Annotated in this window: 24 protein-coding genes; 11 read left to right on the top strand and 13 right to left on the bottom strand. The window is 45.3% G+C overall.

Features of this window, described 5'->3' with window-relative positions; translation table 11 throughout:
- Positions 1-18: 18 nt before the first annotated feature.
- From R7M92_RS10535 to R7M92_RS10525, 3 genes are all read right to left on the bottom strand, one after another.
- Entirely contained in the window at positions 19-594 is a 576-nt protein-coding gene (locus R7M92_RS10535) for a nucleoside triphosphate pyrophosphohydrolase family protein (protein ID WP_005377875.1), read from the bottom strand.
- A gap of 110 nt (positions 595-704) precedes the next feature.
- Entirely contained in the window at positions 705-1,277 is a 573-nt protein-coding gene (locus tag R7M92_RS10530; protein ID WP_206969989.1) for a DUF1415 domain-containing protein, read from the bottom strand.
- Positions 1,278-1,365: 88 nt separating this feature from the next.
- Positions 1,366-2,589 (bottom strand): MFS transporter, encoded by a 1,224-nt coding sequence (locus tag R7M92_RS10525; protein ID WP_318133335.1) that lies wholly within the window; start codon positions 2,587-2,589, stop codon positions 1,366-1,368.
- A gap of 106 nt (positions 2,590-2,695) precedes the next feature.
- Here R7M92_RS10525 and R7M92_RS10520 point away from each other — a divergent pair, with 106 nt between their 5' ends.
- On the top strand, positions 2,696-3,565 hold the full coding sequence (locus tag R7M92_RS10520) for a LysR family transcriptional regulator (protein ID WP_149191862.1): 870 nt from the start codon (positions 2,696-2,698) through the stop codon (positions 3,563-3,565).
- A 27-nt stretch (positions 3,566-3,592) separates the two neighbouring features.
- Here the strand turns inward: R7M92_RS10520 and R7M92_RS10515 are convergent, their stop codons facing one another.
- The gene (locus R7M92_RS10515) at positions 3,593-3,823 is read right to left on the bottom strand and encodes a glutaredoxin family protein (protein ID WP_005377871.1); all 231 of its coding nucleotides are present in this window, start codon (positions 3,821-3,823) and stop codon (positions 3,593-3,595) included.
- 138 nt (positions 3,824-3,961) lie between these two features.
- Here R7M92_RS10515 and R7M92_RS10510 point away from each other — a divergent pair, with 138 nt between their 5' ends.
- Positions 3,962-4,477: a M48 family metallopeptidase gene (locus R7M92_RS10510; RefSeq protein ID WP_005377870.1), complete on the top strand. Its 516-nt coding sequence runs from the start codon at positions 3,962-3,964 to the stop codon at positions 4,475-4,477.
- On the top strand, positions 4,464-5,579 hold the full coding sequence (gene rlmF, locus R7M92_RS10505; protein WP_318133333.1) for a 23S rRNA (adenine(1618)-N(6))-methyltransferase RlmF: 1,116 nt from the start codon (positions 4,464-4,466) through the stop codon (positions 5,577-5,579). The genes R7M92_RS10510 and rlmF overlap by 14 nt, the downstream gene beginning before the upstream one ends.
- Before the next feature lie 71 nt (positions 5,580-5,650).
- Here rlmF and R7M92_RS10500 read toward each other — a convergent pair whose 3' ends face one another.
- The 6 genes from R7M92_RS10500 to R7M92_RS10475 all read right to left on the bottom strand — a co-directional run bounded on the left by R7M92_RS10500 (position 5,651) and on the right by R7M92_RS10475 (position 12,179).
- Positions 5,651-5,971, bottom strand: coding sequence for a hypothetical protein (locus tag R7M92_RS10500; protein WP_005397755.1), 321 nt, complete (start codon positions 5,969-5,971; stop codon positions 5,651-5,653).
- A 70-nt stretch (positions 5,972-6,041) separates the two neighbouring features.
- Positions 6,042-7,637 (bottom strand): S41 family peptidase, encoded by a 1,596-nt coding sequence (locus R7M92_RS10495; RefSeq protein ID WP_318133331.1) that lies wholly within the window; start codon positions 7,635-7,637, stop codon positions 6,042-6,044.
- A gap of 364 nt (positions 7,638-8,001) precedes the next feature.
- A complete protein-coding gene (locus R7M92_RS10490) occupies positions 8,002-8,766 on the bottom strand; it encodes a hypothetical protein (RefSeq protein ID WP_005377865.1) in 765 nt (254 codons plus the stop codon).
- Between the two features lie 30 nt (positions 8,767-8,796).
- Positions 8,797-9,471, bottom strand: coding sequence for a GntR family transcriptional regulator (locus R7M92_RS10485; RefSeq protein ID WP_005377862.1), 675 nt, complete (start codon positions 9,469-9,471; stop codon positions 8,797-8,799).
- A gap of 152 nt (positions 9,472-9,623) precedes the next feature.
- Entirely contained in the window at positions 9,624-11,156 is a 1,533-nt protein-coding gene (locus R7M92_RS10480) for an aldehyde dehydrogenase (NADP(+)) (protein ID WP_238844507.1), read from the bottom strand.
- Between the two features lie 21 nt (positions 11,157-11,177).
- The gene (locus tag R7M92_RS10475) at positions 11,178-12,179 is read right to left on the bottom strand and encodes a 4-hydroxyproline epimerase (protein ID WP_005389764.1); all 1,002 of its coding nucleotides are present in this window, start codon (positions 12,177-12,179) and stop codon (positions 11,178-11,180) included.
- A gap of 109 nt (positions 12,180-12,288) precedes the next feature.
- On the opposite strand from R7M92_RS10475, the gene R7M92_RS10470 reads away from it, so the two are divergent.
- The 7 genes from R7M92_RS10470 to R7M92_RS10440 all read left to right on the top strand — a co-directional run bounded on the left by R7M92_RS10470 (position 12,289) and on the right by R7M92_RS10440 (position 20,099).
- Positions 12,289-13,545: an NAD(P)/FAD-dependent oxidoreductase gene (locus R7M92_RS10470; RefSeq protein ID WP_213898274.1), complete on the top strand. Its 1,257-nt coding sequence runs from the start codon at positions 12,289-12,291 to the stop codon at positions 13,543-13,545.
- 124 nt (positions 13,546-13,669) lie between these two features.
- Entirely contained in the window at positions 13,670-14,743 is a 1,074-nt protein-coding gene (locus tag R7M92_RS10465; protein WP_262638490.1) for a polyamine ABC transporter substrate-binding protein, read from the top strand.
- Positions 14,744-14,830: 87 nt separating this feature from the next.
- On the top strand, positions 14,831-15,805 hold the full coding sequence (locus tag R7M92_RS10460) for an ornithine cyclodeaminase family protein (RefSeq protein WP_318133357.1): 975 nt from the start codon (positions 14,831-14,833) through the stop codon (positions 15,803-15,805).
- Between the two features lie 56 nt (positions 15,806-15,861).
- Entirely contained in the window at positions 15,862-16,776 is a 915-nt protein-coding gene (locus R7M92_RS10455) for a dihydrodipicolinate synthase family protein (RefSeq protein ID WP_225472836.1), read from the top strand.
- A gap of 73 nt (positions 16,777-16,849) precedes the next feature.
- Positions 16,850-17,971 carry an ABC transporter ATP-binding protein gene (locus R7M92_RS10450; protein ID WP_017633957.1) on the top strand — a complete coding sequence of 374 codons (1,122 nt, stop codon included), beginning with the start codon at positions 16,850-16,852 and terminating at the stop codon, positions 17,969-17,971.
- Positions 17,968-19,248 carry an ABC transporter permease gene (locus R7M92_RS10445; protein ID WP_318133328.1) on the top strand — a complete coding sequence of 427 codons (1,281 nt, stop codon included), beginning with the start codon at positions 17,968-17,970 and terminating at the stop codon, positions 19,246-19,248. Before R7M92_RS10450 ends, R7M92_RS10445 begins: the two co-directional genes overlap by 4 nt.
- Positions 19,249-19,250: 2 nt before the next feature.
- Complete coding sequence (locus R7M92_RS10440; RefSeq protein ID WP_017633959.1) at positions 19,251-20,099, top strand: ABC transporter permease; 849 nt, start codon at positions 19,251-19,253, stop codon at positions 20,097-20,099.
- 120 nt (positions 20,100-20,219) lie between these two features.
- Here the strand turns inward: R7M92_RS10440 and R7M92_RS10435 are convergent, their stop codons facing one another.
- The gene (locus R7M92_RS10435; protein WP_017633960.1) at positions 20,220-20,654 is read right to left on the bottom strand and encodes a hypothetical protein; all 435 of its coding nucleotides are present in this window, start codon (positions 20,652-20,654) and stop codon (positions 20,220-20,222) included.
- A gap of 302 nt (positions 20,655-20,956) precedes the next feature.
- Here R7M92_RS10435 and R7M92_RS10430 point away from each other — a divergent pair, with 302 nt between their 5' ends.
- Positions 20,957-23,401: a collagenase gene (locus R7M92_RS10430; RefSeq protein ID WP_318133326.1), complete on the top strand. Its 2,445-nt coding sequence runs from the start codon at positions 20,957-20,959 to the stop codon at positions 23,399-23,401.
- A gap of 160 nt (positions 23,402-23,561) precedes the next feature.
- On the opposite strand, the gene R7M92_RS10425 is transcribed toward R7M92_RS10430, so the two are convergent.
- Together R7M92_RS10425 and R7M92_RS10420 are read right to left on the bottom strand one after the other, a co-directional pair.
- A complete protein-coding gene (locus tag R7M92_RS10425; protein WP_318133325.1) occupies positions 23,562-25,358 on the bottom strand; it encodes an aminopeptidase P family protein in 1,797 nt (598 codons plus the stop codon).
- Positions 25,358-26,350, bottom strand: coding sequence for an ABC transporter ATP-binding protein (locus R7M92_RS10420; protein WP_005377841.1), 993 nt, complete (start codon positions 26,348-26,350; stop codon positions 25,358-25,360). The genes R7M92_RS10425 and R7M92_RS10420 overlap by 1 nt, the downstream gene beginning before the upstream one ends.
- Positions 26,351-26,359 lie beyond the last annotated feature (9 nt).

Here is a 26,359-nt window from a genome sequence, read left to right as displayed (position 1 = left end):
GATAGCCAAACTCAACGCTTATTGAGTTAACGGTTTTAGATCTGCTGGGCGGTAGTAAACAGATTTGAGTACTTTGCCTTTACGAATGGTTTTACCTTCCGATACGAAATCTTCGGCGCATTTCGCGATGATGTATTCACCTTTCTGCACCGCCATCAACTTGATGCCTTGTTCCGCGTAGAATGCTTCTGTTTCTGAGTACTCTTGCTCGTTACGGCATACTTTGCTCATGTTGCTTGAATGTACTTCATCCCAGCAAGGAATAAATTCGATACCACGGTTTACCGCAACGTTTAATAGAAGATCAATTAAGTAGCTGATCGCCAGGTTGTCTTCTACTTTGCTGTGGCCAAGATGAACGAGACGGCCCATTAATACATACACGCTGTCTACGATGGCATCTGCTTGCTCAGTTTTACAATCTGCTTCTGCTAGCTCTGTTAGCTCTTCGATCGCCAAAGAGGTGTGTAGTGTATCTGCTTGCGTATCAAGGCTTGCAGCGTCTGCGACTGGTAAGTCGAACGTACTACGAAACTCGGTGATATCACGGTATAAGTGATCAAAAATCTCTTGGGTTAGCTTTGACAGTTGCATTCTAATTTCCATTGAATCGATTGAAGCGGCAATGATACCAAACCGCACTTTGAACCCCAAGGGCATTGCATCTAACTGGTGATAAATCTGCCTTTGGGGAATGGTGGTGCTTAACGAAATAGGTAAGGGAACAGCTTTTTACGTTCTTCCTCTGAAAGGGCGGAAACACGAGCGATGTTCGTATCGGGAATGGATTCAGGATCAGGATAGTGTTTTAGTACCTTTTCCATACTCTCTTCGCGAATCAAATGGAAGATCGGGTAAGGAGAACGATTGGTCAGGTTTTCGTCGTCTTCAGGCCTTGCGCCACCAAAACAGTAATCAGGATGGAAAGTCGCTACTTGGAAAATACCTTCCCAGTTTTGCTGCTTAATTAATCCTTCAACCCAATCTATGCAAAAGTTGTAGTCCCAGAAATCTTGTAGCATGTTGGGAACCACAACCAACGTGGTCTCAAGCTGTTCGGGCTCTGTGTTACTCAGCTCAATCAGTTGCAATAAAATATCTTCAAGAAGCGTTTCTTCTTGAGTCGCTTCACTAACAAAGATTTTGATTTGTTTATTACGTTGCGGCTTGGCAGCAAACGGACAAAGGTTGAGCCCGATTACCACATCGTTGAGCCATTGGTTGACCTGTTGAGTGATCGCTTCGATATCTGTGTTTTGTGTTGAACGCGTTGACATACGACTTTCTGGTTTTATTAAAGTAGCGCAAGCATAACAGAGTTGGTTATCCAAGTAACCAGAGAGGTATTACGCAAATGAGCGTACCTTAGCTACTCTTTAAACTCGCAGCGTCAGGTGTTTGGTCAGTGTGCTTTCTTTCGGCAATGTGTTTCAAATACGCAATCGCAGCAAACATCGCTAGGTAGACGGCGCTTCCCCCCATAAGAACACTCGACCAACCACCATGCTGCCAACAATAAAGAAGTAAGAATCCTCCTAAGCTACCGCCTACGTAGTAGTGTACTAAGTAGAGCGCTGTCGCGGTGGCTTTGGCACGAGTGGCGTTCTGACCGACCCAACCGTAGGCGAGGGTATGAGTAAAGAAGGCACCAAAACTTATCAGCAATAACCCAAATAGCATTGCAGTCAAGCTTTCAACCGCCGCAATCCACATCCCCGCCATGCTCACTATCGCGCCTAAGAACATACCGAGGATTGATGAATAACGTTTACTCCAGTGGCCTGCGCAACGAGAGGAGAAAGTCCCTCCCAAGTAACAAACAAAGATCAGTGAGGCCAACCCGACGGGCACATTGTGAGGTTCACTCACCAGACGGAAACCCATGACGGAGTAAAGGTTGACGAACAAAGCAAAGTTGAGTCCTCCTATCAGCATCGCGAACCACACGCGTTGGTTTTTAAAATGACCAATAAGCGCACGATTTTGATGGCGCAAGCTGCTTGATGACGGGGTGAAGTTGCGCTGTGTTGGCAATAAATAGTGAACGCCAATGACACCAAGAAGAGTGAACACCATCATAACTTCAATGGCGACATCAACACTGAAATTGTCCGCCAATAAGCCGCCGCTAATACGTCCTGCAATACCGCCTAATGAGTTAGCCGCAATGTACGTTCCAATTGCCATCGAGAAAGCGTGCTTGTCGAGCTCTTCTGCCATGTAAGCCACGGCGACCGCAGCAAAAGCTGCGAGCGCGACACCGATCAGTGCTCGACATACCACCAAAAACAGGAATGAGTCACCAAACAGCATCAAAGCGGAAAGGGTAGGAATCGAAAACAGACCGGCCATCATGACTGGTTTTCGTCCCACTGATTCTGATAACACAGCCATTGGAACGAGGCTAAAAGAGAGAGCGAGTGTTGAGGCCGCAAATAACCAGTTCACTTGCGTTTCTGAGATCGTAAAAATTTGGGCAAAAGTGGGCAGCATTGGCTGTAGTAGGTATAAATTTGAAAAAACCAAGAAGGAACCAAGCGCTAGCGAGAGCGTAATGCGTTTGTATTCCGGTGTGCCAAAACTGACCATGAATCCTGCCTAATGTGAGCAAATGGAGAGACTGTGATCAATCTATCAGTTCGTTGTAAATTAAAAAAATATATTAAAAATATGGACACCATATATTTTTGATCTAATGGAATCGAAACAACTTAAATATTTTCTGGCGGTCGCTGAACATGGAAACATTACCCATGCGGCGAAAGCCCTGCATATTGCCCAGCCCGCATTAAGCATTTCTATCAAAAAGTTTGAGCAGTCTTTGGGCGTTACCCTATTTCGCCGTGATGATAAAAAAATCAGCTTAACGAAAGAGGGCGAAACGCTACTTATACATGCCAAGCGGGTGATTCAACAGTTGCACGACGCGCAGCTCGCGATTGATGAGTTGAAAGGCTTAGCGAAAGGAGAAGTACGACTCGGAACGCCATCAATGATGGGCAGTTATTTCTTTCCACGAATTGTGATGGCGTTTAAAAGCCAATTCCCGGAGTTAAAATTGACCTTGGTCGAAGCTGGGACTCAATCGATTCGTCGTATGCTGCTCAATGGTCAACTCGATATCGGTGTGATCAGTTGTGATAACGTGCCTGATGACCTAGAAACTGACCATTTGTTTACTAGCCAAATGGTCGCAGTTGTTTCACCTGAGCATGAGTTAGCCCAGCGACACGCTCTTACTTTTGATGAGTTCTTTGAACACGATTTGGTTATGTTTCAGCATGGCTATTTTCACCGCGAATTTTTGGATCAGGTGAGTGAGGAGCATGGGTTTACCATGAAGTCATCATTCGAGACCAACTTACTGCCTTTGATTTTGAGTATTGTAAAACAAGAGTTTGCGATTACCGCGTTACTGGAATTGGTGACTCAACATGAGTCGGGCGTTGTTGGCTTACCGTTTGAACCACCAGTGACGCTGGATCTGGCACTTGCTTGGCGCAAGCAGGGGTACTTATCAATAGCAGATCGAACGTTTATCGACTTTATCAAGCGCTACGTTTAAACGCAGCGCAGATTCATCGTCCGAGCACTAGTCGCCTTTGTACATCTTCTCGAAGTTCTTTGGGTTCCAGCCAATCATTACCCGATCACCAATTTTTAAAACTGGCACTGAACGAGCACCAAGCGCATCAAGTTCTTTGCGACCGCGTTGCATCTTAGCATTGCACAAACGATAGTTAATATTTTTCGAATCCAGATAACGTTGAGCATCTTTGCAGTGAGGGCATTTGTCTTTGACATAAAGAACGACACGTTTCATTGAATTTCTCTCCATTATCATTGGGAGGCGAAGTTTAACGGCCTTTCACCATAAATGAAAGGCGAAAGCTAAGGTGAAACTGTCTTTTATCTCAGGTATATTGAGCGCCTTTATTTTGTCATAACAGACGTTAACTCTATGCATCCGTCACTTCGATACATTCAGGGCTACCCACAAAACATCGTAGAGCAGGTGAGCTCATTGATAGCGAGTGGCAAGTTTGTTCCTTGGTTCGAAAAGCGTTATCCCGATAGGCACCAAATCAAAAGCGAAAGGGCGCTCTATGAGTACGCCATGGCAATCAAAAACCGCTACATGAAGAAAGCCGCGCCAATCAGTAAAGTTGTCTACGATAAGAAAATTCACGCGGTAAACAACGCGCTTGGTTTGCACAGTGTAATCAGTAGAAACCATGGCGGTAAGCTGAAGTCGAAAAACGAGATTCGCATTGCCAATGTATTTAAGGATGCGCCCGAGCCACTATTAAGAATGCTGGTGGTACATGAGTTGGCGCATACTCGTGAGAAAAACCACGACAAGGCGTTCTATCAGCTATGTTGCTATATGGAGCCTGAGTATCACCAACTCGAATTTGATGCTCGTTTGTTTATGATTTACCTCGATTTAAAAGCGAATTTGAATGAAGAACAATAATCACAACGCGAAGCAAGCAAAGCCAAAGACTCAGAATAAAGACGCGAATAAAGCCAAGCCGAAGCGTGTTAAAGACAAAGTTGCGCGCAAATCCTCGCAGCCTGCAGGAAAGAGCGAAGTCGAGTTCATAAAAATAGCGAAGAATGGTTTGCATGAGCGTAATGTTCATCGAGGTCGTTACGATTTTAAAAAACTCGTGGAAAGTGAACCACAGTTAAAGCCATTCGTTATCAAAAATCCGAAAGGGGAAGACTCCATAAACTTCTCTGATCCTAATGCTGTTAAAATGCTCAATAAAGCATTGCTTGCTGCGTATTATGGTATCGAGTTCTGGGACATTCCCGACACCTACCTTTGCCCACCGATTCCGGGCCGCGCTGATTACATTCACCGAGTGGCAGAACTACTTGATGGTGAAGTAAAAGGTCAGTACGCGCACCAAAAAGTGAAAGCGTTGGACATTGGCGTGGGAGCAAACTGTATTTATCCGATTGTTGGTGTAACAAAATACGGTTGGCACTATACGGGCAGCGATGTCGATCCAAAATCCATCCAATCGGCTCAAACGATCGTAGAGCACAATCGTGCTTTGACGGGAAAAATTGCACTGGTACAGCAACACAATGATGCCAATATTTATCTAGGTATCATTCAACCGAATGATCGTTATGATGTGACGACATGTAATCCGCCATTCCACCGTTCGGCGGAAGATGCCGCTATGGGCAGCCAGCGTAAAATCGATAATCTAAAAGCAAACCAGCGCAAGAAAGGGCTAAAACCTCAAACCGCACAAGTAAAGACAAGTAAACCTGCGTTGAATTTTGGCGGTCAAAACGCTGAATTGTGGTGTGAAGGCGGAGAAGCGGCGTTTATCCGAAAAATGGCGAATGAAAGCCAAGCTTTTGCCGCGCAGGTCTTGTGGTTTACAACACTTATATCCAAAAAAGACAACGTTCGCCCGATGCGTAAGCAGCTTGAAAAATTGGGTGTGAAAGCCGTTCGTGTGGTTGAAATGAGTCAAGGGCAGAAAGTGAGCCGCTTTGTAGCTTGGTCATACATGGATAAACAACAGCGCAAAGCATGGATTGAACTAAAGTGACGTTGACCGTTTCACACTGAGCAATAAAGTAGAAAGCCCGCTGATATCAGCGGGCTTCTATTTTGGGAGATCTAAAACTTAATGATGGGCTCACAATCTAGTGAACTGAGAGAGACAAAAGTATCTGTTTTGGCATAGTACAAGCCACAGGTTTCACCTCTGATCTGCAATGTATATTGGTCTGGAAGATCCGTATAGCTGCCATCCAACAGTTGATTGTTGTTCCCTTTTACTCGTCCTTTTTCAATCAACAAATGCGGTGAAGATTCAAATACGTTATTTGCAATTCTAGGTGCTGGTGTCCCTTGGATTTCTGCGATCGCGTTTTGAATCTCTATGACTGTTTCCGGAGAGTTCTTTTTACTCAATGCTTCAACGGGTTCTTGTGACATAGCTTGGCATCCTATCAAAGAAATCGAAGTGCCTAAGAAAAGCGCAACCCGAATCAGCATTCGTAAAAAGTTAGTTGATCTCAACATGAATTGCCTCTGTTCGTAGCGGAGAGCGAAGATCGCTTAACTCCGGAGATGAAATGTTACGCGGCATGGCGTTGAAACTTGAAGAGGAGACTGGCGGACAGGTTCCCGTTTCCATGTAGTTTAGTGCCGCAGAAAGCATACCTTCAGACGGATCGCCTAATGGTTTTGTTAGGTCGTCATTGACCCAGCAACCTTCCACTCTATTGTTTAAGCCTAGCTCGGTATTGATTTGGCTCTTTGGAGTAGGAATAAAACCATCAGAGAAGTCGCCAAATTTTTTCTCGTTCGCTGACTTGAACTGAATAGTGTAGTACATAGTGCCGCAGTTTTGTTCTGCTGAGAACCCATACGGTTTACCTGTGGTTGTTGAGCCTATTTGGATAACCTCAACATCAATGCCGCGCAAAGCGTTGATCAACAGTTCACTTGAGGAAGCCGTGCCTCCTGAAGTCAGCACATATACGCGCTTTTTGTTCAGTGTCGGAAGCACTTGGTCCGAATATTTCTGTGCTGCCCAGTCTATTGCTAGATTTGTAAAGCGATAGATGTTATCCCCATCTTTAATGGTACGCATCACTTTGTCATTGTGAATCAACTCACTGAAGACTCGGTTCTGACCAGCACCGCTTAGCATGTAGCCTACTTGCGAGGACTGAAGGACTAAGCCACCGCCGTTGTAACGTAAATCAACGACGATCTCGTCAACATTCTCTGCTGAGAGCGTACTGAACGCCTCAATAAGCGGGGCTTGAGCGCTTGGTTCAAAGGAGTTGTATTGCAGATAGCCGATCCGCATACCATTGTGTGTAATCACTTTGGCATTTTTAACTGGAGAGGTCATGACATCAGAGGCGGTAAGCGTCACGGTTTTCTCTAGACCGTCAACACTCTCAAATGTGAAGGTGTAATCTTGATTGATGTCAGGGTTAAAGAGCGTTTTGTTAATAAAATCAATGTCGGACTGACTGCCGGTGTTAACCACATCAATATTATTGATTTTCAGAAGCTTATCACCACGAGCAATGCCGCTTCTATCAGCTGGCGAAGCTTCTTCAGTGTAGGAAATACGAACGTCTCGAGGTTGTACGCCACGTAGGAATGCCCAGTTAAAACCAAATCCAGCAACTAAACCGGATTGCGATGATTTCATATCATCTTCATAAGGGACGGTAAAATGGAAGCGATCTTTTGGTTTACCCGTCGCGGTAGTAGCAGAGGTGACCAGCGTATTGAAGTAATCAGTAACAGTTTTGTAGTTTGCTGGATTATTATCAGGAACCTCGTCATACCATAGATACGTTTCGTTAGTAAAAGCTCTTAAAAAGAGTTTTTCGTGCAATGTAGAGCCCAATTTATCTGGATAGGCGGCATAGTTGTCATATGGGTCCAGTCCGACGCGGGGCGTTTCACATTGGTTAATAAACGTTTTCGACGGTTGGCTAAAATCACCGGCTTTCCATGTTGGTCCAGTTGCGCTGCTAGTTGACGGAGTAGGTGATGAACCATCACCGCCGCCACCGCCACAGCCTTGTAATAATGCGAGAGTGACTGCCGTTGCTAAAGAATACTTAAATTTCACTTTTCTATGTCCTTATAAATAATAGAATTATAATTATGTGTTTTGCTTTTGTTTTTATTAGCTAGGTGAATGTATTAATTTAATTTGTTCGTCTGCAAATTTATAGTTAAATAGTGTGAGGTAAATAACGTAAAAAAGTTGTCTTTTATACTTAAGCTAAATTAGTCATTACTTAAGTTTTCTGTCTATTTCAAAAGAGCTAACAAGACAATTAATAAGTGTGAAATTAAGACAAGTTCTTAGTTGACTAAGCGACGCTTGCTAAATAAAAATCAGAATTAGATTCAGGAAACGCTTTGAATCAATAGTTTGGTAGGGGTATATGATGTTATCTGGGGTTTGTTTGATTTATTTGTCTGATGCTTTAACTTAATTTAGTGAGTTGAGCGACGTGCTTTAATAGGCTTCCGTCAATGTTAGGTAAATCATCAGCGAAAAATATCTGAGCACCGGGAGTGCAGCGCATTAATATATTTGTTAGTTCACCTTCATTGTTGGAAGTGTTAACTGCGTTAAGTTTCGCTAATTTATTACAAAGCTCGTCCTCTATTTGCACTTTCTGCTCTTCGGTGAGCCTAATGCGACCTATACATACGCCTGGGTTGATATCATGAGAAAGCGAATCTTGTTGAAATCGCTCTTTGAATAAGGTGTCTAATGCCGTACCTTCTTCCATAATAAATCGACGACCAGAACGGTAAAACAAGCCGTCTCCGAAGTTTTCGACATATCCTAGAATTTCCGCGATACGCAAATAGAATCGTAAGCTTGTATCAGAAAGTCCGTAAGTTTGGGCTATCTCTTGCGGTTTAATATCACGAGAAGTCAGCATATAAATAAAATCAAGTAAATAAGGATGCTCAACGAAAAGGGCGCTCTCTTCATCTGTTAGCATTTGCTCGTTTTGGTGCTGAAGCTCGTTGGCTAAGGTTGCGAGTTCGATGAGATCGGTATTCAGGTAGTTCAGATAAATAAGTACTTTATCCAAACCTAAAGCTGGATTATGTAGGTGGCGTTTAATACTAGATAAAGGGATGCCACTTTTCTCTGACAAGGAATTGTAGCAAAGCCCTTCTTCTTTAATCTTTTGTCGTAGCGCTGCAAGTAAAAACTTTGGTCCAACATTCATCCTTGAATATCACCTTATTCGTTATTCCGTTTACTGGCTGATATTTTGCCTTTCAAGCAGCAGGTTTCGAATCGCTGTGCCCGCTTCTAGAATGTGCTTTTTCAGTAGATACTTGGCGCCTTCGATATCGCGATTTTGGCACATTTCAAACAAGCTTAAGTGCTCTTCTTCTGCCTTTTTAATGCCTGTAGTAAACAATAGCTGCATGCGTATGTATCGGTCACACTTTGTGTTCAGGTTGTAAATGACGTCCATAGTTTCAGGCATGTTGGCTGGCGCATATAGGGCTTTGTGGAACTCGTAGTTGTAGTTGCTCCATTCTTCTACTTCGTCGCCACTGTTCACTACTGACTCGAAACGTTCGCGAACTTCGCGCGCGCGTTCAAGGTCAGCGTCTGTCATATTTTGAATCGCGCGCTCTAAAATGTGGCATTCCACGACAGCGCGCAGTTCAAATAGCTCATTGATTTTCTCTGGAGATAGCTCAGTGACCGTCGCACCTTTGTGAGGTTCAAAGCTAACGAGTCCTTGTGCTTCCAATTGAACTAACGCTTCACGCACAGGAATTCGGCTAACATTAAACTCTTTTGCTAACGCATCTTGACGTAAAGGTTGACCAGTTTTTAACTCGCCCTTCAAGATCTGAGTTCGAATTGCTTCCTCAACGAGCTGAGTGCGCGTTTTAAAAACAGGTTTCTGTGACATTGAAGTCTCCCGTGAAATTAATATTGTATCCAATCCATTTTACTTTAGTAGTTTATTGTTTTTCTGGCACAAACCAACTAGGAAAGAAGGTTTTGAGAAGTAGAGTGAAATAAAAGGCATCAGTTGATGCCTTTTTGAGCCATTTGGTGGGCTTATTGGGACACACTGCCATCTATGGCGCGTTGAATACCCAGTGGGTTCAACGCTTTTAATGAATCCGGCAATAAAGATTCTGGCAAAGCTTGATAAGCGACTGGACGCAACCAACGATGAATAGCCTCCGCACCGACAGATGTTGAGGCAGAATTGGTTGAAGCCGGATAGGGTCCACCATGAACCATAGCGTAACCAACCTCGACGCCAGTTGGCCAACCGTTGAATACAAGGCGTCCGGCGATTTCTTCCAAACTTGGAAGCAGTTGCTTGGCTTGTTCTTCGTCTTCAGCGGTAGCGTGAAGGGTTGCGGTGAGCGATCCAGTCAGTGAATCACTCAGTTTCAACATGTCATCGAAATCTTCACAGATTACGATTAACGATTGAGGACCAAATATTTCTTCCTCCCATTGCGGGTTTTTACGCCAGTTTTTACTGTCCGTCACGAACAGTGCTGGTGAGACATTGGTCGCTTCTGCTTGTTCAGAACGAGTGACGTTAATGCCTGTTTCGGAAGCTCGCTTATCCACTTCGGATTCATACGTTTCTCGGATTCCTTGCGTTAGCAAAGTGGCCGTTGATTGTTGTCGAATTAACCCTTGAGCGATTTCGATAAAGGCTTGCGTTTCTGGGCTATTCAAGACAAATACAACGCCTGGTTTTGTACAAAATTGTCCACAGCCCAAAGTCATAGAAGCCACAAACTCTTCAGCCAATGAGGCGTTTGCTCGTATGGCTGAAGGGAGAATAAATGTTGGGTTAATCGCCCCTAGTTCACCATAGAAGGGGATTGGCTCTGGTCTTTGCTGAGCTAGATTGAACAGCGCACGGCCACCACCGACGGAGCCTGTAAACCCAACCCCTTTAATTTTTGGATGGGTAACGAGTGCTTGGCCAAGTGCGCGTTTGTTGCCTTGCAATAGCGTGAAGATGGCTTGCGGTAAGCACTCTTTCTCCAGTGCAGCCTCAATACACTCTGCAACAAGTTGACTGGTGCCAGGGTGGGCGGTATGGCCTTTTACAATCACAGGACAGCCAGCTGCCAGTGCCGAAGCCGTATCACCACCTGCCGTAGAAAATGCGAGCGGAAAATTAGACGCACCAAACACGGCGACAGGGCCAATTGCGATTTGTTGACGGCGAATATCTGGTTTTGGCAGTGGTTGACGGTTTGGGTTTGGCGTATCGAAAATTGCTTGATGGTGATTACCCGATCTCACAACCTCGGCAAATAGTCTTAATTGGTTCGCGGTACGTCCTATTTCACCGCTTAAACGTGCTTCGGGAAGGGCAGTTTCTAAATGAGCACGAGCAACGATTTCTTCACTCTTCACTTCCAATTCAGAGGCGATAGAGCAAAGTAAGCTCGCTCGCTTTGCATTACTTAGTTGGCGAAACTCACGCGCAACGTTTTGGGCGGCTGAGGCGGCTTGATTAACTTCTTGCTCTCCATGTACCGGAAACGCAATAGGTAGAGGCTCACCAGTAAAGGCGTTGACTGCGTAAAAAGTGGTTGGTTCTTGTGGGTTCATCATTCTTCCTTACTATCCTTATTACTTCACTTCAAATCCGTACGCATATGGATCTTCATCGTCTACCCATATTGTGTTGTGACCGTATACTTGTGCCCATCCTTCAATACTTGGCAAAATAGCGGCTTTGCCATTCACTTCGGTAATGCCTTCTATACGTCCTTGAAATAGGCTGCCGATGATACTTTCGTGAACAAAGTCTTCTCCTTGATTGAGTTTGCCTCTTGCATGCCATTGCGCCATGCGTGCACTAGTGCCCGTACCACATGGCGAGCGATCCAACGCTTTGTCGCCGTAAAACACAGCATTTCGAGCGGTGGCGTTTTCTTGAGTGGGCTCTCCGGTCCATAGCACGTGAGAAACACCGCACACTGTCGGATCTTCTGGATGTACGCACTCAACCGCTCGAGATACCGCTTCGCGAACTTTTGGAGAAAGCATCAAAATTTCATCTGGAGAGTAGTGTTCAAGTCCGGCGTAGTTTTCTTGAGGATCGACGATTACGTAATAGTTTCCGCCATAAGCAACATCGACAGTGAGCTCACCTAAGCCCTCTATGTCCACGGTTACGTCTTGGTGGGCAAGGTAAGCTGGTACGTTAAATATCTTCACCGACGTGACCTTGTCACCTTTTGTTTGGTAGTGCACTTCGATTTGTCCTGCTGGGACATCAAGTATCAAACGGCCTTCTTTTTTGGGAGTGATAAGGCGATTCTCGATAGCGGTAGTGACGGTTCCAATGGTGCCGTGGCCACACATTGGTAAGCAGCCACTGGTTTCAATAAACAGAATTGAAGCGTCTGCGTTATCGCTGCAAGGAGGCAAGACAACTGACCCCGACATCATTGAGTGTCCGCGAGGCTCAAACATGAGTGCCTGACGAATCCAATCATAATGCTCAAGAAAGTATTGGCGCTTTTCGCTCATGGTATTGCCTTCGAGTGGAGGCACACCGCCTGCGACCAGCCTAACTGGGTTGCCGCAGGTGTGGGCATCAATACAGAAAAAAGTTCCTTGTCTCATTTTTCGCTCCTTGCTGAAAAAATGGTTGAATTAAACAATAGTGATGTTAACGTAATGTAAAATATATTGTATACAATCTACGTTTTCAAGTGTGACTCGGAGCATATTTATGTTGGTCAAGGATGAAACCAAAAAGGAAAGGATCGCCGTGATAGGTGCGGGCATTATCGGCTTATCAATTGGATTGAAGTTGCAGCAGCAAGGTTATCAAGTCACGATTTTTGATCCCAATGGCGTGGGGAATGGATGCTCTAAGGGAAATGCAGGCCATATCGCGACTGAGCAAATCTTCCCTCTTGCAACGCCAGCGCTGCTTCCACAATTACCTAAAATGCTGCTAGATCCCAAAAGTCCGGTTTCGATCCGTTGGCAAGATATTCCAAACACAATCGGGTGGATGATTCGTTTTCTATTACAAACCAAGCCATCAGCCGCGGAGCGGGCAAAAAACGCGATTAAGAGTCTTAACGAGCGGTCAGTGGCAAGTTGGCGTGGCGTGCTTGATTCAATCGGAAAAGCGCATCTAATAAAAATGAATGGTTCATTGCTCACTTTTGAAAACGAGAAACTGTTTCAGAATTATCAAAGTACGCTTAACTCACTGGCTAAAAACGGTGTGACGCATCAAGTTTGGACACAAGAGGCGATTCGAGAGCGGATACCTGATCTCAGCCATAAGGTTCGTATCGGAGTCTTTTTTCCCGAAACCGGTCATACGCTAGACCCTTATCAGCTCTGTGTTGAGCTAAGTGAAGCCTTTGAAGAGCTTGGCGGTAAGGTTTTACAAAAAGGTGTATCTGCGTTGGCGAAAAATGGCGATGTGCTGGTTGAGTCTCAAACACATTCATTTGACCGAATCATTGTTGCCGCTGGTGTACATTCTAAGCCTTTGATTCGGCAACTAACCGGAGTCAAAGTGCCTATTCAAGCCGAGCGTGGTTATCACCTAATGGTGGATGACAAGCGTGATGTACTGCCATTTCCTATTAGCTCTGCCGATAGAAAATTCATCATGACTCCGATGTCTGGTGGGCTACGCTTGGCAGGCACTGTTGAGTATGCCGATGTAGAATCAACACCCAATATGAAACGTTCAGAAATGCTTTTTCAGTTAGGTGATGAGATGTTTGAATCGGGGTTAAATCCACTCAAGCAAGGAGAAAAGTGGATGGGGAATCGGCCTTCAACAGTCGACTCGTTACCGGTTATTGATAGCATTTGGGATGGAAATGTATTACTGGCATTTGGCCACCAACACCTTGGATTAACTCAAGCGGCGATTACGGCAGATCTCCTTTTAGAGCTTATCGAAGGAAAGCCGACATCGATTGATCTTTCACCTTTTTCATTACAACGATTTGCCTGAAAAATTTAATATTAAATATTGTATAAAATATATTAAATGCTAATGTTAACGTAATTTTAACAAAAACTGGTATCCAACAGCCGTACTCGGATGCCTCCAGAAAAACAACCAAAAGGAGTAATACATGTCACGAATGACCAAAGCACCATTGGCGCTGTTGATTTCAGGAATGCTGTTGGGGACCTCTGCTTATGCTGAAGACAAATTGACGGTCGTATCTTGGGGTGGTGCATTCACCAAGAGCCAAGTGGAGGCATATCATAAGCCTTTCATTAAAAAAACAGGTGTTGAGATCGTATCCGAGGATTTCAGTGGCGGATTAGCCGAAATTAAAGCGCAGGTGGAAGCGAACAACGTGCGCTGGGATTTGGTTTCTCTCGACAAGCCGGACATTGTTCGTGGTTGTGCAGAAGGGCTATTAGAACCAGTGAGCCCAAGTATTTTGCCTCCGGGCGCAGATGGAACACCAGCACAAGAGGATTTCATTGATGGTGCGATTCACGAGTGCGCAATCAATACCATCGTGGTGTCCACAGTATTAGCGGTGAACGAAGACGCGTTTAAAGGTAAGGTTTTGCCTAGCAAGTTGACCGATCTTTTTGACCTAAAAACTTTTCCAGGTCGACGTGCATTGCAAAAACAACCTCAGGGTAATCTTGAGTGGGCACTATTGGCTGATGGTGTAAAACCAGAAGAGGTCTACAGCCTGCTCGAAACCGAAGCCGGGCGTGAGCGTGCGTTTGCTAAGTTGGATACGATCAAATCAGAAGTGCTGTGGTGGACAACAGGTGCCCAGCCACCTCAAATGCTTGCTGACAAAGAAGTGGTGATCGCCTCGGCGTTTAACGGCCGAATTCACAATGCCCGTAAAGATGAGGGTCAACCATTTCGGATTATATGGGACCGTCAAATGGGTTACATGAATGGATGGGCAATACCTAAAGGGAGTGAGAACACAAAGCTTGCATTGGACTTCATCGCTTTTTCTTCAGGAACAAAACCATTAGCTGATCAAGCTAAGTACGTTGCCTACGGGCCTACGCGTAAATCGTCTTCGGCGGAGGTGAGCCCAGACATTTTAGCGAACCTTCCTACCGCACCTCAAAACTTCCAAACCGCCTTCCTGATTAACGATGAATGGTGGTCAGACTACGCGGATGAACTAAATGAAGAGTTCAACACCTGGCTGCTTAACTAGGCGTTAAATTATGTATGGGGCCGAGTTTTCATCCATAAGCGAGGTTCCGTACTTTTCCTCAACTGTATTTATGTTTTCGGAGAAATGATGAAAGTCATCGAAGCACAGCAAGTCGCGCAATGTTTAACAATGAAGTCTCTTATTGAAACGATGCGTGAAATGTACTCGCGGCCAGCGACAATACCTCAACGCCGAGTCATGCCCTTAGAAGAGGGAGAATACGAGGCGTTTGCGCTACTTCCAGCTTGGAACCAGGAGTTGATTGCGGTGAAAGCCTTTACGTATTTCCCGCATAACCCTGAGCAAGGCAAAGATACGCTTGCATCTAAGCTGCTTGTTTTCAGACGAAACGATGGTGAGCCGCTCGCACTCGTGGACGGTAAAGTTTTAACGTTTTGGCGCACCGCCGCAGCTTCTGCGTTGGCAGCGGACTATTTAGCGCGTCCCGATGCTGATCGTCTGTTGATCTTCGGAACGGGCAATCTTGCGCCTTATTTTGCGTGGGCATACGCTGCGGTTCGCCCACTTAAGCAGGTTTATATTTGGGGGCGTAACTCAGACAAAGCCGAGGCGACGGTAGATGCCATTGTGTCATCTTCAGAGTATCAGTCGCTTCCTGATGAGCGTCGGTTCCGTGTTTCAGTCGTAGAAAATGTGGACCACGTTATCAAACACGTTGACATCATCAGCTGTATTACCGCATCAGCAGAGCCTTTGTTTAATGGCGCAGACGTGCAGCCGGGCACCCATATTGATTTGGTCGGTAATCATGACTTGGATAAGCGTGAATGCGACTCCGAAGCAGTGCAACGAGCACAGGTGTATGTTGATAGCCGTATTAATGTATTAGCCGAAGCGGGCGATCTTCTCATTCCAATTCAAGAGGGCGTGTTCACGTCAGACGATATTAGAGGGGAATTACCGCAGCTTTGCGCCCAACAAATCTCAGGACGTCAAAACGATGAGGTCATTACTTTATACAAATCAGTTGGCAGTGCTTTGGCTGATTTGGCCGCTGTAAAGGCGGTGTTGTTAGAAAATGGCATAGATAGCCATGCCTGAGCATTTTTGCTCGTTCATTTAAATTGCATACAATATACATATAAGGAAAGTAGTTCATGAAAATTGATTGGAAAGGTGTTTATCCGGCGGTCAGTACGCAATTTCGTCAAGATCAGTCAATCGACTTAGACGCAACGCAAACTGTTATAGATAACCAAATTAAAGATGGTGTGAATGGCATTATCTGCTTGGGTACTGTCGGTGAGAACTGTGCGTTGTACCCGGAGGAGAAACGCCAGGTCTTGCAAGCGGCAAAAGAAGTCGTAAATGGCCGTGTGCCTTTGATTGCTGGTACAGCAGAGTCTATTACCACAGCAGCTGTTGATTACATGCAGGATGCGTACAAAATTGGTATCGATGGTTGTATGGTGATGCCTGCCATGGTTTACCGCACGTCTGAGAACGAAACGTTCGAATATTACCGCACGCTAGCAGAAGCAACGCCAGAAATGCCAATCATGATTTACAACAACCCGGTTGCTTATGGTGTAGATGTAAACCTCGATATCATGGCGAAACTGGCTGAGTTTGAAAGCATTGTAGCTATCAAAGAGTCGACCACTGATACTCGTCGTATCACTGAGCTTTACAATAAATTTGATGACCGCTTTACCGTGTTCAGCGGTGTTGATGACATCGCTCTTGAATCATTGATGCTAGGTGCGACCGGCTGGATTTCTGGTTTAACCAACGCATTCCCAGAAGAATCCGTCGCGATTTATAAACTGGCAAGCCAAGGTCGTTATGCTGAAGCGTTAGAAATCTACCGTTGGTTCTTACCGCTACTGCGTTTAGACACCATTCCTACGCTGGTTCAGTGCATTAAATTGGCCGAGCAAGTCTGCGGACGTGGATCTGAACAAGTTCGTGCGCCACGCCAACTTTTACAAGGTGAAGAGCGTCAACAAGTCATTCAAATGGTTGAACATGCGTTAGAAACCCGGTTAGACCTATCCAAATACAATCTGTAATTGTGCTGTTTAGTAGAGCGTTAACTGACGCTCTACTTATTCGTAATATTCAAAAAATGAGAAGAGGGAAGTCATGAGCACGGAAAACAAGGACTATGTCAGCTTTCAACACGTTAAGAAAACCTACGATGGCACGAATTTGGTGGTGAAAGACTTCAACTTAGATATTGCTCCTGGAGAGTTCGTTACTATGTTGGGGCCGTCAGGATCGGGCAAGACCACTTGCTTGATGATGCTAGCAGGCTTTGAAACTGCGACCGGTGGAAACATTTATATCGATGGCGTTCCTGTCAATCATCTCGCGCCGCACAAGCGTGATATTGGTATGGTGTTTCAAAACTATGCGTTGTTTCCACATATGACCATTGCTGAGAATCTTGCGTTTCCTTTAAAGGTGCGAAAACTCGACAGTGACACGATTCAAAGCAAAGTTCAGAGTGTATTAGAAATGGTCGAGCTTGAGCATGTTGCGACTCGATACCCGAAGCAGTTATCAGGTGGTCAACAACAGCGTGTTGCGTTAGCGCGAGCATTAGTGTTTGAGCCTAAACTCGTGTTGATGGATGAACCACTAGGCGCGTTAGATAAGCAGCTGCGTGAGCAAATGCAGATGGAAATTAAACATTTGCATGAAAAGCTTGGCATTACCATTTTGTATGTGACGCACGATCAAGACGAAGCTCTCACTATGTCCGACCGTATTGCGGTTTTTAATCACGGCGAAGTGCAACAACTCGCGACACCAACCGAGCTTTATGAATCTCCGAGTAATACGTTTGTTGCGCAGTTTATCGGAGAAAACAACCAACTCTCAGGTTTAGTCAAAGAGTGGAACGGAAAGTATTGCCAAGTGCTCGTTGGGAAAGAGTTATTTACTGCGAAACCTGTCAGAGTCTCTGAGCAAGGGCAGAGAACAACACTTTCCATTCGACCAGAAAAGATTGTTATTCAACCAGAGAAAGCGTCTTGTGAGAACCAAGTCTCGGGCGTCCTACGAGAATTGATTTATCACGGTGATCATTATCGTCTGGTCGTCGAAGTAGAGAGCGTTGGTCACTTCATCGTTAAAGTACCTAACGATAATCGTAAACACTTGCAGTTAACGCCTGGCTCAATTTGTCGTATTGGTTGGCAAAGTGACGATTGCCATGCTCTTGATGGGACACAAACTCAAAGTAGCGAGGTAGCAGCATGAGTCGAGAGCTAACCGCATTAGATTCTGTATTGGAAATCGAACGCCAAGTTCATGAGCAAGAAACCAATCTGAAAGCGCAGCTGCAAAAGGCAGAGCGCCGAAAAAAGCTTCGCTCCATTATGCTCACAACGCCATTGGTGTGTTTTATTCTGCTTACGTTTGCTTTTCCTATCCTCGACATGCTTTTTCGAAGCGTGGATAACCGAGAAATATCCCAGTCACTCCCACAAACTATTCAAGCTTTAGAAAGTTGGGATTATCAAGGTCAGCCTCATCAAGAAGTCATTGAGGCATTCTCTGTTGAGGTACTTACGCTTTATCAAAGCAAAGAGCTACCGAAAATAGCCAACCGGATGAATATTGAAGAGTCTGGTATGCGCAGTTTACTCATGAAAACCGGCAGAAAGTTGTCTCGGTTGACGTCGCTGCCGATCTCGGTGACACAGTTGGCTAAGCTGGATAAGCGTTGGGCTAATCCTAAATATTGGGCGGCGTTTAAGAATCTTAGTGGCGCATTAACATTCAGTCATTATCTTGCTGCGCTAGACTTGCAAGTGAATGAGTTTGGAGACATTGAGCCCCAACCAGAAAAACGCCAAATATACGTCGACCTTTTCTTTAAAACTTTTTGGATGTCTATTTCAATCACCTTAATTTGTTTGGTGATGGCGTACCCCGTTGCTTACCTGCTTGCCAATTTACCTGATAAGCGCGCGAACTTACTTTTAATTATTGTGCTGCTGCCATTTTGGACATCATTGTTAGTCAGAACCACGTCTTGGATTGTTCTGCTGCAAAACCAAGGGGTCATTAATGATCTCCTTATTTGGTCGGGTTTTACTTCTGAGCGAATTCAGATGATTCACAATACCTTCGGAACGGTGGTGTCTATGGTGCACATTCTGTTGCCTTTTATGATCCTGCCTCTGTATAGCGTAATGAAAGGAATTAGCCCAACTTATTTCCGTGCCGCTCGTTCTCTAGGCGCGACGCCTTTCATTGCGTTCATCAAAGTTTATATGCCGCTTACGTTACCGGGGATAGGTGCGGGGGCCTTGCTTACTTTCATTCTTTCTATTGGCTTCTACATTACGCCCGCTTTGGTTGGTGGAAGAAGCGGACAGATGATATCCAATATGATTGCCTATCATATGCAGACATCACTGAACTGGGGGATGGCTGGCGCATTGGGTGGACTGCTTTTGTTCGTTGTACTGGTTCTGTTTTATATATTCAACCGTGTGGTTGGCATGAATAACCTTAAGGTAGGAGGATAACCATGGCATTACCAAACTATGCATCAAAAGTAGAGCGAGTCGCTTACGCAGGCTACTTAGTTTTTTGTGGGTTGGTGCTGTGCTTTTTAATCGCTCCAATTCTGACCATCATCCCGTTATCGTTTAATGCAACGCCTTACTTTACTTTTACCGAGGGGATGTTAAACCTTGACTCGGCAGCGTATTCTACTCGCTGGTATCAAGAAATGTTTACTAGTGATCAGTGGCTGTTGGCGCTGAAAAACAGCACGTTTATTGCTTTTATGGCGACACTCGTTGCAACAGGGCTAGGAACTCTGGCGGCGTTGGGTTTAGCAAGTAGTAACTTGCCTTTTCGCAATACGATTATGGCGCTGTTGATCTCACCCATGATCGTACCAGTCATTATCTCTGCTGCTGCGATGTACTTTTTCTACACGCGCCTTGGCTTGTCACAAACTTATCTAGGCGTCATTTTGGCACACGCTGCTTTAGGTACGCCTTTTGTCGTCATTACCGTTACTGCGACGTTAAGCGGCTTTGACCATAGCTTGGTAAAAGCGGCGGCTAGCTTAGGAGCAAACCCTGTTTATACTTTCAGACACATTACCTTTCCTCTGATTCGTCCGGGGATGATTTCTGGCGGCTTGTTTGCTTTTGGCACTTCGTTCGACGAGGTTGTGGTGGCGTTATTCCTGACTGGGGCAGAACAAAAAACCGTTCCTAGGCAGATGTGGTCAGGAATTCGAGAGCAAATCAGTCCGACTATATTGGCGGTCGCTACGTTGCTGATTTTTATGTCGGTGTGTTTGCTCGTGACTTTAGAAGTTCTACGTAGGCGTAATGTACGCATTCGAGGCATTCAAGAATAGCCAAACTTTTTCTTTGTTGCTCACTATGCACTTTTGTTTAGGGGCACCTCAATTTTTGACCAACTGCGCCTCATTGTAGGCGCTTGTCTTTTGTGTTTATCATCAGCGATGACTGACATATCACTCTGGTAGCTTAATGCCAGCTTGCTCGAAACGTGCCAAAGGCGACTTGTTTGATCGCTGATACCAACTAGCTGGCATGTTTGATTTAAGTCGCGCTTTTTCTTCCTTGCTAATCACAACATAATGCAAAAACGTATCAAGTGTGGTTCCCATCACGTCGAATGTCATTTCCCCATCTTTGCTGATGGCTTTCAATAACCCAGCGACGGTTTCCTCAGAAACTAACGGTTCAACCACCGCGTTTTTTCGCTCTTTTATTGACGTTGAAGCGGGCAGGTTTGCACGTGCCGTCTCCCAGCAAACTTTGTTGGTTTTACTGATAAGGTTGTGCTTGTAGCAGTAGTAACTGAATAAAAAGCGTGGCAGGTTTTGCCAGCGTTCGGCTTGGACTTCTAACCAAAGGTGTTGTAGCTCAATATCAGCGTCGGTCATAGGAGTTGTTTAGCAAAAAGAAAAGAAACCATTTTATAGCTTTTGTGAGGAGCAATAAAAGATATTTGAATGGAAAGATAAACAACTAGTTGATCAATATTACTAAAGCAAATCGATTTCTGGCAAGCCCGTGCAACGGCAACTCGAGTACCAAAAACTGATACCGCCACATCTAGTTGTTAACAAAATGTTTCTTCTTGTCTTGCGAGTAGATTATATGGAGATGCTCTTGCAGTAATAAGGGCAGTGGCGATGCAAAAGACGTAATGCATCTAAGGAAAACTCAATATAGAAGAAATTAGATGGAACTGAAGACTTTGAGTGTCGCGATTGCGACAACATTAACCAGCACTGGCGTATTTGCGTTAAGCGAGCCAGTTTCTCAAGTTACAGAGCAACATGCACATTCGGCTCATACACACGGTGTTGAATCCAATCGAGTTGAATACCAACCAACCGCAACTCTCCCTATTCAGCCCTCCAAGGCAACTCGAGTACAGTCACTTGAAAGCCTGGATGAGTCGAGCACTGCTTGTGATTTGGAAGCATTGGTTACCGAAAGCAGTAACCAATTGATCGGCGAAATTTTAAGTCAGGGCGCGACGTGTGTGAACCAGCTATTCTCTGCTGAAAGTCGGATTCAAGAGTCGGTATTTAGCTCCGATCATATGTACAACATTGCGAAGCGTACTACGACATTGGCGAAGGGGTATACAGGTGGCGGGAGCGATGAACTAGAAACGTTGTTCTTATACTTGCGCGCGGGTTATTACGCCGAGTTTTACAATGACAACATCTCATTTATTGAATGGGTCACACCAGCGGTGAAAGAATCAGTGGATGCGTTTGTTAACAACGCAAACTTCTACGAGAACAGCGATCGTCACGGCAAAGTGCTTAGTGAAGTCATCATCACTATGGATAGTGCGGGCTTGCAGCACGCGTACTTACCACAAGTGACCCAGTGGCTTACTCGTTGGAATGATCAATACGCCCAGCACTGGTATATGCGCAATGCGGTTAACGGTGTTTTTACTATTTTGTTTGGTGGGCAGTGGAACGAGCAATTTGTGCAAATAATTGGCAATCAAATGGACCTTGCCAAAGCTTTAGGCGATTTCGCTCTAAGGGCGTCATCAATCGGTGCTGAAGATGAGTTTATGGCCGCGAATGCGGGGCGAGAGCTCGGGCGTTTGACCAAGTATGCGGGTAACGCGAGTTCTGTGGTGAAGAGTCAGCTAAGTCGAATCTTTGAACAGTATGAAATGTATGGTCGGGGTGACGCGGTTTGGCTTGCGGCGGCGGACACCGCCTCATATTACGCAGATTGTAGTGAGTTCGGAATTTGTAATTTCGAAACTGAGCTAAAAGGCTTAGTGCTATCGCAAACTTATACTTGTAGTCCAACAATTCGAATATTGTCCCAGAATATGACGCAAGAGCAACACGCGGCCGCATGTTCTAAAATGGGTTACGAAGAGGGTTACTTTCATCAGTCATTAGAAACTGGTGAACAGCCAGTAAAAGATGACCACAACACTCAGCTCCAAGTCAATATCTTCGATTCAAGCACTGATTATGGTAAGTACGCAGGGCCAATTTTCGATATTAGTACTGACAATGGCGGTATGTACTTGGAGGGCGATCCTTCCCAGCCGGGGAATATTCCCAACTTTATTGCTTATGAAGCCTCTTATGCGAACGCGGATCACTTTGTCTGGAACCTAGAGCACGAATACGTGCATTACTTAGATGGTCGATTTGATCTCTATGGAGGGTTTAGTCATCCAACTGAAAAAATAGTGTGGTGGAGTGAAGGCATTGCAGAGTATGTCGCTCAAGAAAATGACAACCAAGCAGCACTTGAGACGATTCTAGACGGTTCGACATATACCTTAAGTGAGATTTTCGAGACTACTTATGATGGGTTTGATGTCGATCGAATTTATCGTTGGGGGTACTTAGCTGTACGTTTTATGTTTGAAAATCATAAAGATGACGTAAACCAAATGTTGGTGGAAACACGCCAAGGGAATTGGAGCAATTACAAGGCCACGATCACCCAATGGGCGAATTTGTATCAAAGTGAGTTTGAGCAGTGGCAGCAAGCCCTTGTCTCAAATGGTGCACCTAATGCAGTCATAACCGCAAACAGTAAGGGGAAAGTCGGTGAAAGCATTACATTTAGCAGTGAAAACAGTACAGACCCAAACGGGAAGATCGTCAGCGTCTTATGGGACTTCGGTGATGGCTCGACAAGTACACAAACCAAGCCGACGCACCAATATGGGAGTGAAGGGGAGTATTCGGTCAGCCTAAGTGTGACAGACAGTGAAGGCTTGACGGCAACCGCCACTCATACTGTTGTTATCTCAGCGTTGGGCGGTAATGACACATTGCCACAAGACTGCGCGGTGCAAAGTAAAGTAAGCGGTGGACGCCTAACAGCAGGAGAGCCCGTTTGCTTGGCAAATCAACAAACCATTTGGCTGAGCGTGCCAGCGGTGAATGAGAGCTCAAATCTGGCGATAACGGCGGGGAACGGTACGGGCAACTTACAGCTTGAATACAGTAACTCTGGTTGGCCGGATGGTGCTAATCTTCACGGGTGGTCAGATAATATTGGTAATGGAGAGTGTATTACGTTGTCAAATCAGAGTAACTACTGGGGCTACGTTAAAGTCTCTGGTGACTTTGAGAATGCCGCCATCGTCGTTGATTTTGATGCTCAGAAGTGTCGTCAGTAGGGCATTTTAACTGCATCATTTTAATTTAATTGATCGCCTCGCTAACATTGCGGGGCGTTTTTGTTTTTCACGCCGTTATCTCTATAAAAAAACCAGCCCGAAGGCTGGCAAACAAGGAGTTTGAGATGAAAATGAAAACGTTATAAAACTTGCTGATATCCTATTTCTCAATCAGTTGGGTTGTGCGTTGAAGCCAGTTTTTATCTTGCGCATCAAGAAAAGGGCTAAGCGCTTGATAGACTCGTGAATGGTAATGATTGAGCCAGTCTAGCTCTGCTTGATCTAGCATTGATAAGTCAAGGGCGTTGGTCGCAATTGGAGCAAGAGTGATGGTCTCAAAACCGTAAAACGTGCCGAACTCATTTTGTTCTACTTCTACAACTTTAAGAATGTTCTCTATTCTTACCCCGTACTCACCTTCGCGATAAACGCCTGGTTCATTGGTAATGACCATACCCGGTTTTAGTTCAACCTCGTGGTGGCTTTGCGAGAAATTTTGTGGGCCTTCGTGAACATTCAAGCAAATGCCCACGCCGTGTCCAGTGCCGCACTTGTAATCAATACCATGTTGCCATAAGACGCCACGCGCCATGATATCAAGATTGGCACCCGTAGAGCCTTTCATGAATCGAGTCTGAGTCAGTCGGATGACCGCTTTGAGCACCAAGGTATAATCTTTGCGCTGCTTAATGGTCGGTGACCCGAAGTGGAAAGTACGGGTGATGTCTGTTGTCCCGCCAAGGTATTGGCCACCAGAATCGACGAGAAAGAAGTTGCTTTCATTGACTGCCGCATTGCTTTCTTCATCGGCGGCATAATGCATTTTTGCCCCGTGAGCCGCGAAGCCTGCGATAGTGCGGAAACTGTCACTCACATAATGTCGGGTTTGACGGCGATAGTGGTTCAGTTGTGCCTCAGCAGACAATTCTGTAACGAGTCCGCTTGGAACTTGCTCTTCTAGCCAGTTCATAAACCTTACGATTGCCACACCATCGTCTGTTAATGCCTGCTCTAGGCTGGTTAGTTCGGTCTCATTTTTTATGGCCTTCATTGCCGTTACAGGGCAAGCCATTGGTTTTAGATTCACATTCCGTTCAATCGAACTCACCAATAAGCTGTCTGTGTGGGTAGGGCTAAAAGCGAGCGATAATCCCTCACATTGCTGATTCAAATACTGACTTACGTAGTTGTAATGGCGAATGTGTACACTCTGCTCGGTCAGCGCTCTTTCAACGTCTTGAGGCAGTTTGGCCTTATCAATAAACAGTGTCGCAAGTGATTGCTCTACGATTAGATAGGCTTCAGAAACTGGGCAGTAATTCGTATCACCACCTCGAATATTCATTGTCCACATGACATCATCTAGCGTTGACACTAATAAGCTATCTACTTGGTTCTCGGTTAACAAAGAACGGATTCTCGCTAACTTATTTTCTGTGTCAACGCCAGCAAAAGCGGTGGGGTGCTCGAATACGGGTGCACTTGGGCGAGGTGGTCTTTCAAGCCAAATCGGTGTGAGCAAATCTAGGTCGAGAATGATCTTAATGTTTTTCGCTTCAAAGGCTTGTTTGAGGCCTTGATAAAAAGCGTAACTGATGGCGCGCCCGTCAACCGCGACAATACTGTTTTCTGGGAGCGTGGTAGCCAGCCATTTGGCAATTGTCGGCGTTTCTGGTTGTTTGGCTTTAAACAGTTCAAGTCCTGTGCCGTGTAACTGTTCTTCAGCTTGAATATAGTAACGACCATCAGTCCACAGGCCACCACCTTGTTGGGTAATGACGACATCGCCTGCTGAGCCGGTAAAACCTGAAATCCAGCTTCGCGCTAACCAATGATCCGCTGAGTATTCACTGTTATGTGGGTCATTGTTGGTCACGATATATGCAGACACGTTGTGAAAGGACATTGCCTCACGCAATAACGTAAGGCGTTGGTTTACTGAGTTAGTATTGTTCATTAAATGGTTCCTAAAGTCATATTTGAGCAATAGATATGATGCTGCTCCGAGCCTGTTCTTATTGGGTTCTGTTGCCCGCATACTTCTGTTGCTTCTGGGCATCGAGTACGAAAAACGCAACCGCTCGGTGGATTAAGTGGAGAAGGAAGGTCGCCGGGCAATAGTTGTATTTCACGGTCACGTGCTAATTGCGGATTAGCTATCGGGACAGCTGATAACAGTGCTTTGGTGTAGGGGTGTTGTGCATCATCAAATACTTTATCGTAACGTCCTACTTCCATAGGTTTACCAAGATACATCACCATAACGCGGTCGCTGATGTGGCGCACCACGCTTAAGTCGTGCGCAATCATTACCAGTGTTAACCCCATTTCTTGTTTAAGATCATCTAGAAGATTGATGACCTGAGCTTGTATGGAGACATCTAGCGCACTAACGGGTTCATCACACACGACCAAATCTGGATTGAGAATTAACGCTCTAGCAATGCCCACACGCTGGCATTGACCTCCGGAAAATTCATGTGGATAGCGGTTTCGCTGGCTAGCCAAGAGACCCACTTTATCCATCATAGCGATGACACGTTTTTCTACCTCTGCCCGTTTAAGTTGCGGCTCGTGGGTGAGCAGTGGTTCGGCGATGCATTCTGAGATGGTTAACCTCGGATTCAAACAAGCGGATGGGTCTTGAAACACCATCTGAAATTCTCTGCGTCGAGAGGAAAGCTCTTTTTTACTAAACCCGAGCATGTCTTGACCTTTCCAAGTCAACTCGCCTTGTGTAGGTTCAATTAAGCGAAGTAAGGCGCGTGCAAGCGTTGATTTTCCGCAGCCTGATTCCCCCACAATGCCAAGTGTTTCGCCTCTATAAACATCTAAGTCGATACCATTGACCGCTTTCACGATTTTACGTCGACTTGGAATAAGGTGACGCGACACAGGAAAGTGGACGTTTAAATCACGAGCAGACATGAGGACTTCTTTTTTATTCATAACGCCTCC

This window comes from Vibrio sp. Vb2880 (assembly GCF_033337975.1).
In the GTDB taxonomy this organism is placed as follows: domain Bacteria; phylum Pseudomonadota; class Gammaproteobacteria; order Enterobacterales; family Vibrionaceae; genus Vibrio; species Vibrio alginolyticus.
This window is presented reverse-complemented; position numbering and strand designations above follow the sequence as displayed.

What these genes read in the sequence shown, in the direction of transcription:
- R7M92_RS10455 (WP_225472836.1), top strand. Translation starts at nt 15,862, where the DNA reads ATGAAAATTGATTGGAAAGGTGTTTATCCGGCGGTCAGTACGCAATTT.
- R7M92_RS10465 (WP_262638490.1), top strand. Translation starts at nt 13,670, where the DNA reads ATGTCACGAATGACCAAAGCACCATTGGCGCTGTTGATTTCAGGAATG.
- R7M92_RS10450 (WP_017633957.1), top strand. Translation starts at nt 16,850, where the DNA reads ATGAGCACGGAAAACAAGGACTATGTCAGCTTTCAACACGTTAAGAAA.
- R7M92_RS10470 (WP_213898274.1), top strand. Translation starts at nt 12,289, where the DNA reads ATGTTGGTCAAGGATGAAACCAAAAAGGAAAGGATCGCCGTGATAGGT.
- R7M92_RS10530 (WP_206969989.1), bottom strand. Translation starts at nt 1,277, where the DNA reads ATGTCAACGCGTTCAACACAAAACACAGATATCGAAGCGATCACTCAA.
- R7M92_RS10460 (WP_318133357.1), top strand. Translation starts at nt 14,831, where the DNA reads ATGAAAGTCATCGAAGCACAGCAAGTCGCGCAATGTTTAACAATGAAG.
- R7M92_RS10445 (WP_318133328.1), top strand. Translation starts at nt 17,968, where the DNA reads ATGAGTCGAGAGCTAACCGCATTAGATTCTGTATTGGAAATCGAACGC.
- R7M92_RS10535 (WP_005377875.1), bottom strand. Translation starts at nt 594, where the DNA reads ATGCAACTGTCAAAGCTAACCCAAGAGATTTTTGATCACTTATACCGT.
- R7M92_RS10435 (WP_017633960.1), bottom strand. Translation starts at nt 20,654, where the DNA reads ATGACCGACGCTGATATTGAGCTACAACACCTTTGGTTAGAAGTCCAA.
- R7M92_RS10500 (WP_005397755.1), bottom strand. Translation starts at nt 5,971, where the DNA reads ATGTCACAAGAACCCGTTGAAGCATTGAGTAAAAAGAACTCTCCGGAA.
- R7M92_RS10430 (WP_318133326.1), top strand. Translation starts at nt 20,957, where the DNA reads ATGGAACTGAAGACTTTGAGTGTCGCGATTGCGACAACATTAACCAGC.
- R7M92_RS10420 (WP_005377841.1), bottom strand. Translation starts at nt 26,350, where the DNA reads ATGAATAAAAAAGAAGTCCTCATGTCTGCTCGTGATTTAAACGTCCAC.
- R7M92_RS10480 (WP_238844507.1), bottom strand. Translation starts at nt 11,156, where the DNA reads ATGAACCCACAAGAACCAACCACTTTTTACGCAGTCAACGCCTTTACT.
- R7M92_RS10485 (WP_005377862.1), bottom strand. Translation starts at nt 9,471, where the DNA reads ATGTCACAGAAACCTGTTTTTAAAACGCGCACTCAGCTCGTTGAGGAA.
- R7M92_RS10510 (WP_005377870.1), top strand. Translation starts at nt 3,962, where the DNA reads ATGCATCCGTCACTTCGATACATTCAGGGCTACCCACAAAACATCGTA.
- rlmF (WP_318133333.1), top strand. Translation starts at nt 4,464, where the DNA reads ATGAAGAACAATAATCACAACGCGAAGCAAGCAAAGCCAAAGACTCAG.
- R7M92_RS10425 (WP_318133325.1), bottom strand. Translation starts at nt 25,358, where the DNA reads ATGAACAATACTAACTCAGTAAACCAACGCCTTACGTTATTGCGTGAG.
- R7M92_RS10490 (WP_005377865.1), bottom strand. Translation starts at nt 8,766, where the DNA reads ATGAATGTTGGACCAAAGTTTTTACTTGCAGCGCTACGACAAAAGATT.
- R7M92_RS10475 (WP_005389764.1), bottom strand. Translation starts at nt 12,179, where the DNA reads ATGAGACAAGGAACTTTTTTCTGTATTGATGCCCACACCTGCGGCAAC.
- R7M92_RS10520 (WP_149191862.1), top strand. Translation starts at nt 2,696, where the DNA reads ATGGAATCGAAACAACTTAAATATTTTCTGGCGGTCGCTGAACATGGA.
- R7M92_RS10440 (WP_017633959.1), top strand. Translation starts at nt 19,251, where the DNA reads ATGGCATTACCAAACTATGCATCAAAAGTAGAGCGAGTCGCTTACGCA.
- R7M92_RS10515 (WP_005377871.1), bottom strand. Translation starts at nt 3,823, where the DNA reads ATGAAACGTGTCGTTCTTTATGTCAAAGACAAATGCCCTCACTGCAAA.
- R7M92_RS10525 (WP_318133335.1), bottom strand. Translation starts at nt 2,589, where the DNA reads ATGGTCAGTTTTGGCACACCGGAATACAAACGCATTACGCTCTCGCTA.